The following is a 15,299-nucleotide window of genomic DNA, read 5'->3' on the forward strand; positions in this document are numbered from 1 at the left end:
GATCAGGCAGAAACGGAGTTTAGAGGAACAATCCTGGTCCGGGTCGCGTTCCCTCGGGGAATCTGACGCCGACTTTCTGGATCTTGTTCCCGTCCATGGTCGCCACGGTCCAGATCGTGCCGTGCCAATCGACCTGGTCACCTACTACTGGAGCGCCTCCGACCTTCTGTCGGATGAACTGCGCCAGCGGCATTTTCGCGTCCAGGCCGTCCAGCTTGAGACCATAAAGGGCGGCCACCGCGCCCAGCTCGGCATCGCCTTCGAGCACGAAGTCGCCGAAGAAGCGCAGGTCCAGACCACGCTGGGGTGCCTGGCTGAACAGTTTGCCCAGCGCCGGGAGGTTATGTTCGTGGCCGATCACGCAGAGCATGTCGCCGACTTCCAGTACCGTGCTGCCGGACGGGTGCAGCAGTTGCTCGGCGCGGAACAGCGCGGCGATGCGGGTGCCTTCAGGCATTTTCAACTCGCGCAGGGCCGCACCGATGCACCATTTTTCCGCGCCCAGGCGGTAGACGAACAGCTCCCACTCGCTGGTGACGTGCACTTCCAGCGCCGAGCGGGAAATCGGCGCCGGGTCTGGTGGTACGGTGACTTTCAGCAGCTTGGCCATCCACGGCAGGCTGGTGCCCTGCACCAGCAGCGACACCAGCACGATGAAGAACGCCAGGTTGAAGAACAGCTGGGCGTCCGGCAGGCCGGCCATCAGCGGGAACACCGCCAGAATGATCGGCACCGCGCCGCGCAGGCCAACCCAGGAGATGAAGCCTTTTTCGCGACCATGGAAGGCCTTGAACGGCAGCAGGCTGGCGACCACCGACAGGGGGCGCGCCACCAGGATCATCCACAGCGCCAGGCCCAGTGCGGGCAGGGCAATCGGCAGCAGGTCGTGGGGCGTGACCAGCAGCCCCAGCACCAGGAACATGCCGATCTGGGCCAGCCAGGCCATGCCGTCGAGCATGTGCAGGATGCCGTGGCGGCTGCGGATCGGCTTGTTGCCCAAAACCAGGCCACACAGGTAAACGGCGAGGAAGCCGCTGCCGTGCAGGGCGTTGGTCAACGAGAACACCACCAGGCCGCCAGCGACCACCAGGATCGGGTACAGGCCACCGGCCAGGTTGATGCGGTTGACCAGTTGCAGCATCAGCCAGCCGCCACCCAGGCCAACCAGGCCGCCGATGCCGAATTCGCGCAACAAGTGGCCCAGCAGGCTCCAGTGCAGGCCGGTCTGGCCGCTGGCGATCATGTCGATCAGGGTCACGGTAAGGAACACGGCCATCGGGTCGTTGCTGCCCGATTCGATTTCCAGCGTGGCGGTCACCCGTTCGTTCAGGCCTTTGCCGCCGAGCAGCGAAAACACTGCCGCGGCGTCGGTAGAGCCGACGATGGCGCCGATCAGCAGGCCCTGGATCAGGCTCAGGTTGAACAGCCAGGCGGCTACCATGCCGGTGAGCCCGGTGGTGATCATCACGCCGACGGTGGCCAGCGACAGTGCCGGCCACAGTGCCACACGGAAACTCGCCACCCGGGTGCGCAGGCCACCGTCGAGCAAGATCACGGCCAATGCCAGGTTGCCCACCAGGTAGGCGGTCGGGTAGTTGTTGAAGATGATGCCGCCACCGTCGACACCGGCGACCATGCCGACGGCGAGGATGATGACCAGAATTGGGATGCCCAGACGCGACGACAGCGAGCTGACCAGGATACTTGCGCCCACCAGCAATGCGCCGATCAGAAACAGGCTGTTGATGGTGCTGGCATCCAAAGGCAGGTACTCCGGGATATCGCGGGAAGAGGGTGACTCGCAAGTCGCGTGCCAAATGATTCTAACCTGATGAATTGGCAGCCTGTAAAGCGTTTCTGCAGATGAAAAAAAGGCACCGCGGTGGGTGCCTTTTCGGGTGTTGCCTGGGAGGGCCCTTTCGCGGCTAAAGCCGCTCCTACAGGTACTGCACAGATTTCAAAACCTGTGCGAACCCTGTGGGAGCGGCTTCAGCCGCGAAGAGGCCGGGGCAGGCTTACGCCTGCTTCACCTCACGCATCGCCTTGCCCTTCACCGGTGCACCGTTGGCCACGTAGTACTTGGCGGTGCTGCGCGGCAGCGGCTTGCGGTTGCGGATCTTGTCCGAGATCTTCTCGGCGATCATGATCGTGGTGGCGTTGAGGTTGCCGGTGATGATGATCGGCATGATCGACGCATCGACCACACGCAGGCCTTTCATGCCGTGCACGCGGCCTTCGCCGTCGACCACTGCCATGTCATCGGTGCCCATCTTGCACGAGCAGGATGGGTGGAAGGCGGTTTCGGCGTGCTCGCGGATGAACTTGTCCAGTTCCTCGTCGGTCTGCACATGCTCGCCCGGGCTGATCTCGCGACCGCGGTACGGGTCCAGCGCTGGCTGGGCCATGATTTCGCGGGTCAGGCGGATGCCGTCACGGAATTCCTGCCAGTCCTGCTCGGTGGCCATGTAGTTGAACAGGATGCTCGGGTGCTGGCGCGGGTTCTTCGACTTGGCCTGGATGCGGCCACGGCTTGGCGAGCGCATCGAGCCCATGTGCGCCTGGAAACCGTGTTCCTTCACGCCGTTGGAGCCGTTGTAGTTAATCGCGACCGGCAGGAAGTGGTACTGGATGTTCGGCCACTCGAACTCAGGGCGGGTGCGGATGAAACCACCGGCCTCGAACTGGTTGCTGGCGCCGATACCGGTACCGTTGAACATCCACTCGGCGCCGATGGCCGGCTGGTTCCACCACAGCAGCGATGGGTACAGCGACACGGGCTGGGTGCAGGCGTACTGCAGGTACAGCTCGAGGTGGTCCTGCAGGTTCTCGCCGACGCCCGGCAGGTCGTGCACGACCGGGATCTCGAGGCTTTCCAGCAGGGCGCGTGGGCCGACACCGGAGCGCTGCAGCAGCTGCGGCGATGCGATGGCGCCGGAGCTGACGATCACTTCCTTGCGGGCACGGGCTTCAACGCGCTCTTCGCTGTCGCCGACCAGGTAGGTCACGCCAACGGCACGCTTGCCGTCGAACAGCACACGGTCGCTCAGGGCGTGGGTGACGATGGTCAGGTTCGGGCGCTTCTTGGCCTGGTCCAGGTAGCCGCGGGCGGTGCTGGAACGGCGGCCGTTCTTGGTCACCGAACGGTCCATCGGGCCGAAGCCTTCCTGCTGGTAACCGTTGAGGTCTTCGGTACGCGGGTAACCGGCCTGCACGCCAGCTTCGACCATGGCGTGGAACAGCGGGTTGTTGCCGGCTTTCGGCGTGGCCACGCTGACCGGGCCGTCGCCGCCGTGGTAGTCGTTCGGGCCGATGTCGCGGGTTTCGGCTTTACGGAAGTACGGCAGGCAGTCCAGGTAGGTCCAGTCTTCCAGGCCTGGCAGCTCTGCCCAACCGTCGAAGTCCTTGGCGTTGCCGCGGATGTAGCACATGCCGTTGATCAGCGACGAGCCACCCAGGCCCTTGCCGCGGCCACATTCCATGCGGCGGCCGTCCATGTGCGGCTCCGGGTCGGTCTCGTAGGCCCAGTTGTAGCGGCGGCCCTGCAGCGGGAAGGCCAGGGCGGCTGGCATCTGGGTGCGGAAGTCGAAGCGGTAGTCGGGGCCACCGGCTTCCAGCAGCAGCACGGTAACGCCGGCGTCTTCGGTCAGGCGGGTAGCCAGGGTGTTACCGGCGGAGCCTGCTCCGACGATGATGTAATCGAATTCTTGGGACATGGGAGTACCCTCGTGTTGGCGGTGATCAGGGAGCGGAAACGCCCGTGCGCAGTGGCACGGGCGTGGCTGGACAGGGCCTTAGAAGACCGAGTTGTAGCCGCCCAGCTCGACCTGGACCGACTTGATGCGAGTGTATTGAGCCAGCGAGCTGACGCCGTTCTCACGGCCGACGCCCGACTGCTTGTAGCCGCCAACCGGCATTTCGGCTGGCGATTCGCCCCAGGCGTTGATCCAGCAGATACCGGCTTCCAGCTGGTGGATGATGCGGTGGGCGCGGGAGATGTCGTTGGTGCAGACACCGGCGGCCAGGCCGTAGTCGGTGTCGTTGGCACGGCGGATGACTTCTTCTTCGGTCTCGTAGGTGAGGATGCTCATCACCGGGCCGAAGATCTCTTCCTTGACGATGGTCATGTCGTCAGTGCAGTCGGTGAACACGGTCGGGGCCACGAAGGCACCGTTGGCGAAGTCACCGGCAGTCAGACGCTCGCCGCCGCACAGCACGCGGGCACCTTCTTCTTTACCCTTGGCGATGTAGCCCAGCACGCTTTCCATGTGCTGGAAGCTGACCAGTGGGCCGAAGTTGGTGTTCTCGTCTTCCGGGTTGCCAACGCGGATGCGGGCAACGCGTTCGGCGATCTTGGCTTCGAAGGCCGCCTTCATTTCAGCCGGGATGAACACGCGGGTGCCGTTGGTGCAGACCTGGCCGGAGCTGTAGAAGTTGGCCATCATGGCGATGTCGGCGGCCTTGTCCAGGTCGGCGTCGGCGCAGATGATCAGTGGCGACTTGCCGCCCAGTTCCATGGTGACTTCCTTGAGCGACGAGCTCGAGGCGCTGGCCATGACCTTCTTGCCGGTGGTGGTGCCGCCGGTGAAGGAGACTTTCTCGATGCGTGGGTGCTCGGTCAGCCAGGTGCCGACTTCGCGACCGCTGCCGGTCAGGACGTTGAACACGCCGTTCGGCAGGCCGGCTTCGGTGTAGATCTCGGCCAGTTTCAGGGTGGTCAGCGAAGTGACTTCCGAAGGCTTGAAGATCATCGCGTTGCCAGCGGCCAGGGCCGGGGCGGATTTCCACAGGGCGATCTGGATCGGGTAGTTCCACGCGCCGATGCCGACGGTGACGCCCAGCGGCTCGCGGCGGGTGTAGACGAAGGACGATTCGCGCAGCGGGATCTGCTCGCCTTCGATGGCCGGTACCAGGCCAGCGTAGTACTCCAGCACGTCGGCGCCGGTAACGATGTCGACGTAGCGGGTTTCCGAGTACGACTTGCCGGTGTCCAGGGTTTCCAGCATGGCCAGTTCATCGTTGCGCTCGCGCAGGATGTCGACGGCGCGGCGCAGGATGCGCGAACGCTGCATGGCGGTCATCGCAGCCCAGACCTTCTGGCCGCGCTCGGCGCTTTCCACGGCCTTCTCGACGTCGGCCTCGGTGGCACGTTGCACGTGGGCGAGGACTTCGCCGGTAGCCGGGTTGATGGCTTCGAAGGTGGCATCGCTGCCAGCGTCGACGTAAGCGCCATCAATGTAGAGTTTTTGCGTTCCGAAACGGGCCATAGTGTCCTCGCAAGTGCAGTGTGTGGTTGGCTGCGCGTCACGCTCCTGCCGGGTTGGCAAGCGCCGTGCGTGCTTGATCAGCGGCCTGGTCGGTTGTGTCCAGGGTGTGCTGTTTAGCCAGTTGTAGATCCATGTATTCGTATGCAATCCGTACTGCCTGGTCGGTGTCGAATGCATCTCCCGACAGGGCACCACGCAGCCACAGGCCGTCGATCAGGGCCGCCAGGCCGCGGGCTGCCTTGCGCGCATGGTAGAGCGGCAGGGCGCGGCGGAACTGGCAGCACAGGTTGGAATACAGGCGGTGATCGTTGATCCGCTGCAACCTGTGCAAATCGGGCTGGTGCATGCTGGAAGCCCAGAAGGCCAACCAGGTTTTCATTGCCGGGCCGTTCACCTGGCTGGCATCGAAGTTGCCCTCGATGATCACTTTCAGGTGGGCACGCGGGCTGTCGTCCGTCAGGGCCTGGCGACGTGCTCTAACGCCTTCGTTGAGCATGTTCATGATGTAACCCATCGTCGCTGCGATCAGGCCGTTCTTGTCCCGAAAGTAGTGACTGATGATGCCGTTCGACACACCGGCCAAACGGGCAATCAGCGCAATGCTGGCGTCACCCAGTCCGACCTGATCGACCGCCTGCAATGTGGCTTCGATCAACTGCTGGCGGCGGATGGGCTGCATACCGACCTTGGGCATCTTGCTATCTCCTCAGGCCTGCGAGCAGACGACAGGCGGCTGACTCGGCGAAGGCCAGTCTATTTTGTTTTGATTGAACGTTCAATCAATAAAGAATAAGCTCTGCGACAATTTGTGCCATTGACAGTTTTTCACGCTGTCGAGAAGGCACTGATTGACACCCCAGGAAATCGCGTAACCCCCGGAATACAAGGCGTTGACGGGCATGAGCGATGCGAAATGCAGATTCTGCCGTACGGTCACTGGCCCTGCGACAGGCCCTTGGAGCGGGCGGGGTGATCTGTGACGAATGCGCGCACCTCAGCTGAGGCGTGGCATTTTCAGCAGGCCACCTGTCTGTTTTTTTGCAACGTATCGATTCGGGATCGCGGTTTCCAGGGTGCTTTTATAACACCTGATGCAGTGGGGGAATTCCACCAATTGCTCGGGAAAGACTGATTAGCCTCCACAGCCGTACTGCCCGGAGCATTCGTGCAATGAGTTCTGCCTCACTTACCAAGCCCCCCGCCGAGAGGGTACGGGTCAACCGCGTGGTGTTCTTCACCTCCGCGCTGATGATCCTCGTTCTGACTGCCTTGTTGATCGCTGTACCCGAAACCGCCGGCCAGGTGCTGGGCGTGGCCCAGAAATGGCTGACGCGCACCTTCGGCTGGTACTACATGCTGGTGATCGGCGGCTACCTGCTGTTCGTCATCTACCTGGCCTTCTCCGATTACGGCAAGCTCAAGCTTGGCGGCAAGGACGACCAGCCTGACTTCAGCTACGGCGCCTGGGCCGGCATGCTGTTCTCCTCCGGTATCGGCATTTCGCTGCTGTACTTCGGCGCGTCCGAGCCGCTGGACCACTACTTCAATCCACCAGAAGGCACCTCTGCCAGCCTCGAGGCCGCGCGCCAGGGCCTGCAGCTGACCTTCCTGCACTGGGGTCTGCATGGCTGGGCGATCTACGCCCTGGTCGGCCTGGCCGTGGGCTACTTCGCCTACCGCCACAACCAGCCGCTGGCACTGCGCTCGGCGCTGTACCCGCTGGTGGGTGAGCGCTGGGTCAAGGGCGCTGCGGGCAATGCCGTGGACATCTTCGGCATGTTCGTCACCCTGCTGGGCCTGGTGACCAACCTGGGCATCGGTTCGATGCAGGTTTCGTCCGGCCTGGAATACCTGTTCGGCATGGACCACAGCAAGACCAACCTGCTGGTGGTGATCCTGGTCATGGCCGGCGTGGCCACCGTGGCGGCGGTATCGGGTGTGGAAAACGGCATCCGCCGCCTGTCCAACCTGAACATCATGCTGTTCAGCGGCCTGCTGATCTTCGTCCTGCTGGGCGGCGAGACCCTGCACCTGCTCAACGGCTTCGTGCAGAACGTCGGCGACTACCTGAACGGCATCGTGCTGAAGACCTTCGACCTCTATGTGTATGAAGGCGAAGCGGGCAAGTCCGAGCGCTGGCTGGGCCTGTGGACCGTGTTCTACTGGGCCTGGTGGATCTCCTGGGGCCCATTCGTCGGCATGTTCATTGCCCGTATCTCCAAGGGCCGTACCGTGCGCCAGCTGGTCAGCGGCGTGCTGCTGATCCCGCTGGGCTTCACCCTGGCCTGGCTGTCGATCTTCGGCAACACCGCGCTGGACCTGGTGATCAACCAGGGCGCCGTGGAGCTGGGCAAGACCGCCCTTGAACAGCCGTCGATGTCGATCTACCAGCTGCTGGAATACTTCCCGGCGGCCAAGATCGTGATCGGTGTGGCGGTGTTCGTCGGCTTCGTGCTGTTCCTCACCCCGGCCGACTCTGGCGCGGTGATGATGGCCAACCTGTCGTGCAAAGGCGGCAAGGTCGACGAAGACGCCCCGCACTGGATGGTGGTGTTCTGGTCGGTGGTCATTACCCTGGTTACCATCGGCCTGCTGTTCGCCGGCAACTTCGAGGCCATGCAGACCATGGTGGTGCTGGCGGGCCTGCCGTTCTCGGTGGTGCTGGTGCTGTTCATGTTCGGCCTGTACAAGGCCATGAAGCAGGACGTGGCCGTCGAGCAGGAGCGTGCCGAGCTGGCCGCCCGTGGCCGCCGCGGCTTCACCGAGCGCCTGAGCCAGCTGGACCTGCAGCCGACCCAGGCCGTGGTGCAGCGCTTCATGGACAAGCAGGTCAGCCCGGCACTCAAGGAAGCCGCCACACAACTGCAGACCCTGGGCTTCGAAGTGGAGACCCGCGTCGGCCAGTCGCGCAACATGATGGGCCTGCGGGTGATGATGGACGAGGGCAACCCGTTCGTTTACGAAGTGAGCCTGGACGGCTACATGGCCGCGCCGAGTGAAGCACCGGTGGAAGGCGAGCCGGAAGTGCGCCAGCGCTTCTACCGCGCCGAGGTGTACCTGCACGATGGCAGCCAGGAGTACGACCTGATGGGCTTTGCGCCGGAGCAGATCGTGCGTGATGTGCTGGACCAGTTCGAAAGCCACCGCCAGTTGTTGGGCCGTGTGTACAGCTGACTGCTCTTGAGGCAAACAAAAAAACCGCTCCTGTGAGCGGTTTTTTTTATGGGGCTAACTGCCTCTCGAAGTAGAACCGTCTCCTGTGGGAGCGGGTTCACCCGCGAAGCAGACAACGCGGAGGATGGCACGGGCTTAGCCCGTGTTCGCGGGTAAACCCGCTCCCACAGGGATCGTGCAGCCTAGGGTTTGCGTGTTCTTCTAGCGGTTGGCATAGCGGCCATTCTTGCCATGCCCCGGCATCGCCAGGTTGCTGCGCACGGCAATCATCTGCTTGAGCCTTATGAGCTCGATACCCTGGCTCTTGAGCCTTGGCAGCTCACGCTCGAGCACTTCCAGGGTCTGTGGATAAGGGTGCCCGATCAGCACCGCCGAGCCCTGCTTGCGGGCCAGGGCGATGCCCTGCTGCAACTGCCCGGTAATGGCCTCGGTGGTGCGCACGTCGTCGAGGAACACATCCCGCGACACATGCGCCAGCCCCTGGGCCTGTGCCTCGGCCGCAGCGACCGTGGCCGCGCTGGTGCGGCTGTCGACGAAGAACAGGTGCCGGCGTTGCAGCTCACCCATCAACCAGGCCATCGGCTCACGCTGGGCGGTCATGCGGCTGCCCATGTGGTTGTTGATGCCAGCGGCATACGGCACCTTGGCCAAGGCAGCGTCCAGGCGTCGCGCCAGCTCTTCGATCGGGATGCCTGGGTGCCAGGCATAGGGCCCGGTGGCCGGGTCCATGGGCATGTGCAGGATTACCGTCTTGCCGGCCTTGTGGGCCTGGCGGGCGAAGTCGGTGGCATGCGGGGTATCGGGCATGATCGCCATGGTCACCGGCCCGGGCAGGGCCAGCGTTCGGCTGTCGCGATCGGCGCTCTGGCCCAGGTCGTCGATGATGATGCTCAGGTAGGCCTTGCCGGCCGGCGCCGCTTGCGCGACCCCGGCCATCAGGCAGAACAGCAGACACAGCAGATAACGCATGGAGTGGATCAGTCGCCCTTGGTGATGTTCAGGCCCTTGAGCAGGCTCAGGGCCTGGCTCAGCTGGTAGTCACTGTCCTGCGGGCGCTCGGTGCGCTTGCTGCTGCCGGTCGGGCGGTCGGCGCCGCCGTTGCCGTTGCCCAGGTGGCCCTGCAGGTCGGCTTCCTTGAAGGTGTCGTTGTCGCTGGCATCGGCGGTCAGCTTGGCCGGGCGCACCTCGATGTCGGGGACGATGCCCTGGGCCTGGATCGAGCGGCCGTTGGGCGTGTAGTAAAGCGCGGTGGTGAGCTTCAGCGCACGGTCGTTGGCCAGTGGCAGCACAGTCTGTACCGAGCCCTTGCCGAAGCTGTCGGTGCCCATCAGCACGGCACGCTTCTGGTCCTGCAGGGCGCCTGCAACGATTTCCGAGGCCGAGGCACTGCCGCCGTTGATCAACACCACCAGCGGCACGCCTTCGCTGGCGTCGGCCGGGTCGGCATAGAAGCGCAGCTCGGAGTTGGCGATGCGGCCCTTGGTGTAGACGATCAGGCCCTTGGTCAGGAAGTGGTCGGCCACTTCCACTGCCGACTGCAGTACGCCGCCGGGGTTGTTGCGCAGGTCGAGGATCACCCCGCGCAGCTTCTTGCCGTTGTCCTTGCGCAGCTTGGCCAGGGCCTTGCCGACTTCGTCGCCAGTCTTGACCTGGAACTGGGTGATGCGAATGTAGCCATAGCCGCTCTCCAGCAGCTGGCTCTTCACGCTCTTGACCTGGATCACCGCACGGGCAAGGGTCACGTCGAACGGATTGCCGCCGTCGCGCACCAGGGTCAGGGTGATCTTCTCGCCAATCTTGCCGCGCATCTTGTCGACCGCTTCGGTCATGGTCTGGCCGCGGGTAGGTGCACCGTTGATCTTGACGATCAGGTCGCCGGCCTGCACGCCGGCACGCGAGGCTGGGGTATCGTCGATCGGCGACACCACCTTGATATTGCCGTCCTCCTGGCCCACTTCGATGCCGAGGCCGCCGAATTCGCCGCTGGTGCTTTCCTGCAGCTCCTGGAAGTCCTCTGGGCCGAGGTAGGCCGAGTGTGGGTCAAGGTTGCTGAGCATGCCCTTGATGGCGTTTTCCAGCAGGGTCTTGTCGTCCACGGGTTCGACGTAGGCGGCCTTGATGCGGTCCATGACCTCGGCAAAGGTGCGCAGCTCTTCCAGCGGCAGTGGCGCCTTGGCAGTCACCTCTGTGGCTGGCACGGCGGCAGTCTTGGCTGGCGAGGCTTTCGCCGGCTCCGCGGCGCTGGCCAGGGGCGCACCGATCGCCAACGCGATGGTCAGGGCCAGCTGGGTGAGGCGAGGCGAGTGCAGCATGTCGAACGAACTCCTGATCCTGTAAACGCTCCCTGCGGAGCATCGGCGCAGCGCCTGGCGCCATGCCGTATGTAATGTGTCAGCCGCGGCACCACTGCGAAGGGTCGGTAGGCCGGCCCTGCTGGCGGATGGCGAAGTACAAGCCTGCACTGTCCTGGCCACCGCTGTCGCCAACGGTGGAGATGGCCTCGCCGGCCTTGACGATGTCGCCGGCGCTCTTGAGCAGGCTCTGGTTGTGGCCGTACAGGCTCAGGTAACCATTACCATGGTCGAGAATGACCAGAAGTCCAGCGCCACGCAACCAGTCGGCAAACACCACGCGCCCGCCGTGCACCGCGTGTACCTGGGTGCCGGGGCTGGCGCTGATCATCACGCCGTCCCACTTGGCCCGGGCATCGCTGCCGCGTGCGTCACCAAAGCGTGCCAGCAATCGACCATTGACCGGCCAGGGAAGTTTTCCCCGTGCCGCAGAAAATGCACCGCCGTAGCTGGCGCCGTCACTGGAAACCAGCGGGCCGAGGGTGGTGCGAGCCTTTTTCGGCGGCTCGGCTTCTTCCTTGTCCGCGCGGGCGGCCAGGGCTTCCTGCTGGCGGCGTTTCTCGGCTTCCTGCTGGGCGAGCAGGGCTTTCTTGCGCGCTTCTTCGGCTTCGCGGGCCTGGCGGGCCAGGGTTTCTTCGATGGTCTTGAGCACCTTGGCCAGGTCGGCCTGGTCCTGTTGGCGGGCCTGCAGCTTCTGGTCGCCGTCTTTCACGTCGCTGTTGAGCTTGGCCAGGACCTGCTGGCGCTTGCCACGTTCGGCGTCCAGCGCCTGGCGGCGGGTGTCGAGGTCAGCGCGTTGGGCCAGCAGTTGTTCCTGCTCGCGGGAAATGTTCTGTTCGACACTGGCCAGTTGGCGCAGGGTCTCGTTGAATGCCTTGAGCTGCTCGAGGCGCGCTTTGCTCAGGTAGTCGTAATAGGACAGGGTGCGCGCGAATTTCTCTGGGTTCTGCTGGTTGAGCAGCAGCTTGAGGTATTCCTCGCGGCCGTTGTTCTGGTAGGCCGAACGGGCCTGGATGGCGATCAGTCGTTGTTGTTCAACGCGGGCGCTCTGGAGTTTTTTTTTCTCGGTATCAAGGCGCTCCAGCTCGCCCTCGGTCTTTTTTAGTTCTTGTTGCAGGGCCTCCACCTGCTTCTCCAGATTACCGATGTCGGTTTCAGTGGCCTTGAGGTCTTTTTGTACGCCGGCCTTTTCTTCCTGGAGCTTGCCCAGCGTCTTCTTGAGCTCGGCAATGTCCTGGCGGGTGGCGTCCAGTTGCTGCTGGGTCTGTGCGCGCTCATCGGCAAAGGCCGGGCTGAGCAGGCAGGACAGGGCTAAAGGGATCAGGGCGCGTAGCATGGGGTTTGGCGTACCAAGGATGGAGACTGGCCTAGTATGCCCGTGCGGGCAGGCAAAAAAAACGCCTCGCTGCGGGGGCAGCGGGGCGTTTGTCCGGAATTCGTGTGCAAAGGGGCTGCAAGGCGGCCCCAGCACACCGAATCAGGCGTCGACCAGGATCGAAGTACCGGTCATTTCTGCCGGCTTTTCCAGGCCCAGCAGTTTCAGCATGGTCGGCGCCACGTCCGCCAGCACGCCGCCTTCGCGGACTTTCACCTTGCGCTTGCCGACATAGATGAACGGTACCGGCTCGCTGGTGTGCGCCGTGTGCGCCTGGCCGGTGCACGCGTCTTCCATCTGCTCGACGTTGCCGTGGTCGGCGGTGATCAGTGCTTCGCCGTCGACCTTGTCCAGTGCCTCGACAATACGCCCGACACAGGTATCCAGGGCTTCGACTGCTTTGACGGCAGCCTCGAACACGCCGGTGTGGCCGACCATGTCGCCGTTGGCGTAGTTGACCACGATCACGTCGAAACGCTGCTGCTCGATGGCTTCGACGATGCGGTCGGTCACTTCAGGGGCATTCATCTCGGGCTGCAGGTCGTAGGTGGCGACCTTTGGCGACGGGATCAGGATGCGCTCTTCGCCTTCGAACGGCTCTTCGCGGCCACCGGAGAAGAAGAACGTGACGTGTGCATATTTTTCGGTTTCGGCGATGCGCAGCTGGGTCTTGCCGTTTTTCGCCAGGTACTCGCCGAGCACGTTGTTCAGGCTGGACGGGGCGTAGGCTGCCGGCGCGGCGATTTTTGCCGAGTACTGGGTCAGGCCGATGTAGGCGGCCATCTTCGGCAGGCGGGCACGCGGGAATTCGTTGAAGTCCGGTTCGACGAAGGCGCGAGACAGCTCGCGGGCGCGGTCGGCGCGGAAGTTCATGAAGATCACGGCGTCGCCGTCTTCGACTTTGACCGCCTCGCCAATGCGCGTGGCCTTGACGAATTCGTCATTCTCTTCGCGGGCATAGGCGGCTTCCAGGCCTGCCAGCGCGGTGTCGGCGGTGTAGTCGGCAACGCTGTCGACGATCAGGTTGTAAGCCGCGCTAACGCGGTCCCAGCGGTTGTCGCGGTCCATTGCGAAGTAGCGGCCGATCAGGCTGGCGATACGGCCCTTGCCGAGCTTGGCGAAGGTCGCGTCGAGCAGTTCTATCGACGATTGGGCGCTGCGTGGCGGGGTGTCACGGCCATCGAGGAAGGCGTGCAGGTAGATCTTCTCGGCACCGCGCTGAGCGGCCAGTTCGGCCATGGCGATCAGGTGGTCCTGGTGGCTGTGCACACCACCGTCGGACAACAGGCCGAGGATGTGCACGGCCTTGCCGGCGCCCGCAGCCTTGTCCACCGCGCCGGTGAGCACCGGGTTCTGGAAGAACTCGCCATCGCGGATGGCCTTGGTCACCCGGGTGAAGTCCTGGTAGACGACGCGACCCGCGCCGAGGTTCATGTGACCGACTTCGGAGTTGCCCATCTGCCCGTCCGGCAGGCCGACATCCATCCCTGATCCGGAAATCAGGCCATGCGGCTTGGTAGCGCGCAGGCGGTCATAGACCGGTGTGTTGGCGGCATAGATGGCGTTGTATTCGGGGCTTTCGCTGTGGCCGAATCCATCCAGGATGATCAGGACCAGGGGTTTGGGCGTACTCGTCATCAATCAAACTCACGGTTGTTCAAAGATGATAAAGACACGCATTTTAGGGCAAATGCGCCATCAACGGCGAATAATCGTCCTCTTGCCCGACCGGCGCGGACAACCCGGTAACATGAAGGTACTTTTACCGCCGACCCTTCGGGCTTTGGTGGTACTGGGGGGCTGTGTATACTGGCCGGCATTTTCAATCGCCTGGAACACCGCTGATGGTTGCTCACCTGATTCAATTCGCGACAGATCACTACATCCTGGTGGCGATCTTCGTGGTTCTGCTGGTTGCACTGCTCGTCAATGAACTGCGCCGCGGCGGCCAGAGCCTGAGCAACGGCCAGCTGACCGCGCTGGTCAATGCCGACAAGGCACTGGTCATCGACATTCGTCCTTCCAAGGAGTACTCCGCCGGCCACATCGTCGGTGCGCTGAACATTCCGCAGGACAAGATCGCCAACCGCATGAGCGAGCTCGAGAAGCACAAAGAGAAGACCCTGATCGTCGTCGACGCGATGGGCCAGCAGTCCGGCGCGGTCTGCGGCGAGCTGATCAAGGCCGGTTACACTGCCGCCAAACTGAGCGGTGGCGTTTCCAGCTGGAAAGCCGATAACCTGCCCCTGGTGAAGTGATATGAAGCCCGTCATCGTCTATTCCAGCGACTACTGCCCCTACTGCATGCGCGCCAAGTACCTGCTCGAGAGCAAGGGCGTGGCCTTCGAAGAAATCAAGGTCGACGGCAAGCCGCAGGTTCGCGCCGAGATGAGCCAGAAGGCCGGCCGTACTTCGGTGCCGCAGATCTGGATCGGCAGCACCCACGTCGGTGGATGCGATGACCTCTTTGCCCTGGAGCGCGCGGGCAAGCTCGACGCGCTGCTGGCGGCCTGATTTGCACTGCATTCAAAAACATTAGGATTAAGGATCTGCCATGACTGACCAACAGACCAACGGCGCTGCTGCAGAAGACAACAGCCCTCAGTTCTCCATGCAGCGTATCTACGTGCGTGACCTGTCGTTCGAAGCCCCGAAAAGCCCGCAGATCTTCCGTCAGACCTGGGAGCCGAGCGTTGCCCTGGACCTGAACACCAAGCAGAAGGCCCTGGAAGGCGACTTCCACGAAGTGGTGCTGACCCTGTCGGTGACCGTCAAGAACGGCGACGAAGTGGCCTTCATCGCTGAAGTCCAGCAGGCTGGCATCTTCCTGATCAAGAACCTCGACGCTTCGTCGATGAGCCACACCCTCGGCGCGTTCTGCCCGAACATCCTGTTCCCGTACGCCCGTGAAACCCTGGACAGCCTGGTGACCCGCGGTTCGTTCCCGGCCCTGATGCTGTCGCCGGTCAACTTCGATGCCCTGTACGCGCAAGAGCTGCAGCGCATGCAGGAAGCTGGCGAAACCCCGACCGTGCAGTAATTCTGCCGGTATCAAAAAAGCGCCTCTCGGGGCGCTTTTTTGTTGCCTGTACCGGCCTCTTCGCGGGCACGCCCGCTCCCACAGATACTGCACAA

Annotated in this window: 12 protein-coding genes; 4 read left to right on the top strand and 8 right to left on the bottom strand. The window is 63.4% G+C overall.

Annotated features, from left to right (window positions below):
- Positions 1–19: 19 nt before the first annotated feature.
- The 4 genes from J7573_RS10100 to betI form a co-directional block, all read right to left on the bottom strand.
- Positions 20–1,762 (bottom strand): potassium/proton antiporter, encoded by a 1,743-nt coding sequence (locus J7573_RS10100; RefSeq protein WP_294333891.1) that lies wholly within the window; start codon positions 1,760–1,762, stop codon positions 20–22.
- A gap of 253 nt (positions 1,763–2,015) precedes the next feature.
- Positions 2,016–3,713: a choline dehydrogenase gene (gene betA / locus J7573_RS10105; protein ID WP_294333894.1), complete on the bottom strand. Its 1,698-nt coding sequence runs from the start codon at positions 3,711–3,713 to the stop codon at positions 2,016–2,018.
- Positions 3,714–3,791: 78 nt separating this feature from the next.
- On the bottom strand, positions 3,792–5,264 hold the full coding sequence (betB, locus tag J7573_RS10110; RefSeq protein ID WP_110633071.1) for a betaine-aldehyde dehydrogenase: 1,473 nt from the start codon (positions 5,262–5,264) through the stop codon (positions 3,792–3,794).
- A gap of 37 nt (positions 5,265–5,301) precedes the next feature.
- The gene (gene betI / locus J7573_RS10115; protein ID WP_294333898.1) at positions 5,302–5,958 is read right to left on the bottom strand and encodes a transcriptional regulator BetI; all 657 of its coding nucleotides are present in this window, start codon (positions 5,956–5,958) and stop codon (positions 5,302–5,304) included.
- 533 nt (positions 5,959–6,491) lie between these two features.
- Between betI and J7573_RS10120 the strand changes: the two genes are divergently transcribed.
- The gene (locus J7573_RS10120) at positions 6,492–8,438 is read left to right on the top strand and encodes a BCCT family transporter (RefSeq protein WP_294334019.1); all 1,947 of its coding nucleotides are present in this window, start codon (positions 6,492–6,494) and stop codon (positions 8,436–8,438) included.
- Between the two features lie 201 nt (positions 8,439–8,639).
- Here the strand turns inward: J7573_RS10120 and J7573_RS10125 are convergent, their stop codons facing one another.
- From J7573_RS10125 to gpmI, 4 genes are all read right to left on the bottom strand, one after another.
- Positions 8,640–9,407 carry a divergent polysaccharide deacetylase family protein gene (locus tag J7573_RS10125; RefSeq protein WP_294333899.1) on the bottom strand — a complete coding sequence of 256 codons (768 nt, stop codon included), beginning with the start codon at positions 9,405–9,407 and terminating at the stop codon, positions 8,640–8,642.
- A gap of 8 nt (positions 9,408–9,415) precedes the next feature.
- Positions 9,416–10,750, bottom strand: a complete 1,335-nt coding sequence (locus tag J7573_RS10130) for a S41 family peptidase (RefSeq protein WP_294333901.1) — start codon at positions 10,748–10,750, stop codon at positions 9,416–9,418.
- Between the two features lie 79 nt (positions 10,751–10,829).
- Positions 10,830–12,125, bottom strand: a complete 1,296-nt coding sequence (locus J7573_RS10135) for a murein hydrolase activator EnvC (RefSeq protein ID WP_294333904.1) — start codon at positions 12,123–12,125, stop codon at positions 10,830–10,832.
- Between the two features lie 141 nt (positions 12,126–12,266).
- Positions 12,267–13,802 (bottom strand): 2,3-bisphosphoglycerate-independent phosphoglycerate mutase, encoded by a 1,536-nt coding sequence (gpmI, locus tag J7573_RS10140; protein WP_294333907.1) that lies wholly within the window; start codon positions 13,800–13,802, stop codon positions 12,267–12,269.
- Between the two features lie 206 nt (positions 13,803–14,008).
- Here gpmI and J7573_RS10145 point away from each other — a divergent pair, with 206 nt between their 5' ends.
- Genes J7573_RS10145 through secB form a run of 3 tightly spaced genes read left to right on the top strand, consistent with a single transcriptional unit; the run spans position 14,009 to position 15,204 of the window.
- On the top strand, positions 14,009–14,422 hold the full coding sequence (locus tag J7573_RS10145; protein ID WP_294333909.1) for a rhodanese-like domain-containing protein: 414 nt from the start codon (positions 14,009–14,011) through the stop codon (positions 14,420–14,422).
- Position 14,423: 1 nt separating this feature from the next.
- A complete protein-coding gene (grxC, locus tag J7573_RS10150) occupies positions 14,424–14,678 on the top strand; it encodes a glutaredoxin 3 (RefSeq protein WP_167064546.1) in 255 nt (84 codons plus the stop codon).
- A gap of 40 nt (positions 14,679–14,718) precedes the next feature.
- Entirely contained in the window at positions 14,719–15,204 is a 486-nt protein-coding gene (secB, locus tag J7573_RS10155) for a protein-export chaperone SecB (RefSeq protein ID WP_103446040.1), read from the top strand.
- Positions 15,205–15,299 lie beyond the last annotated feature (95 nt).

The organism is Pseudomonas sp., from assembly GCF_017744435.1.
In the GTDB taxonomy this organism is placed as follows: Bacteria; Pseudomonadota; Gammaproteobacteria; order Pseudomonadales; family Pseudomonadaceae; genus Aquipseudomonas.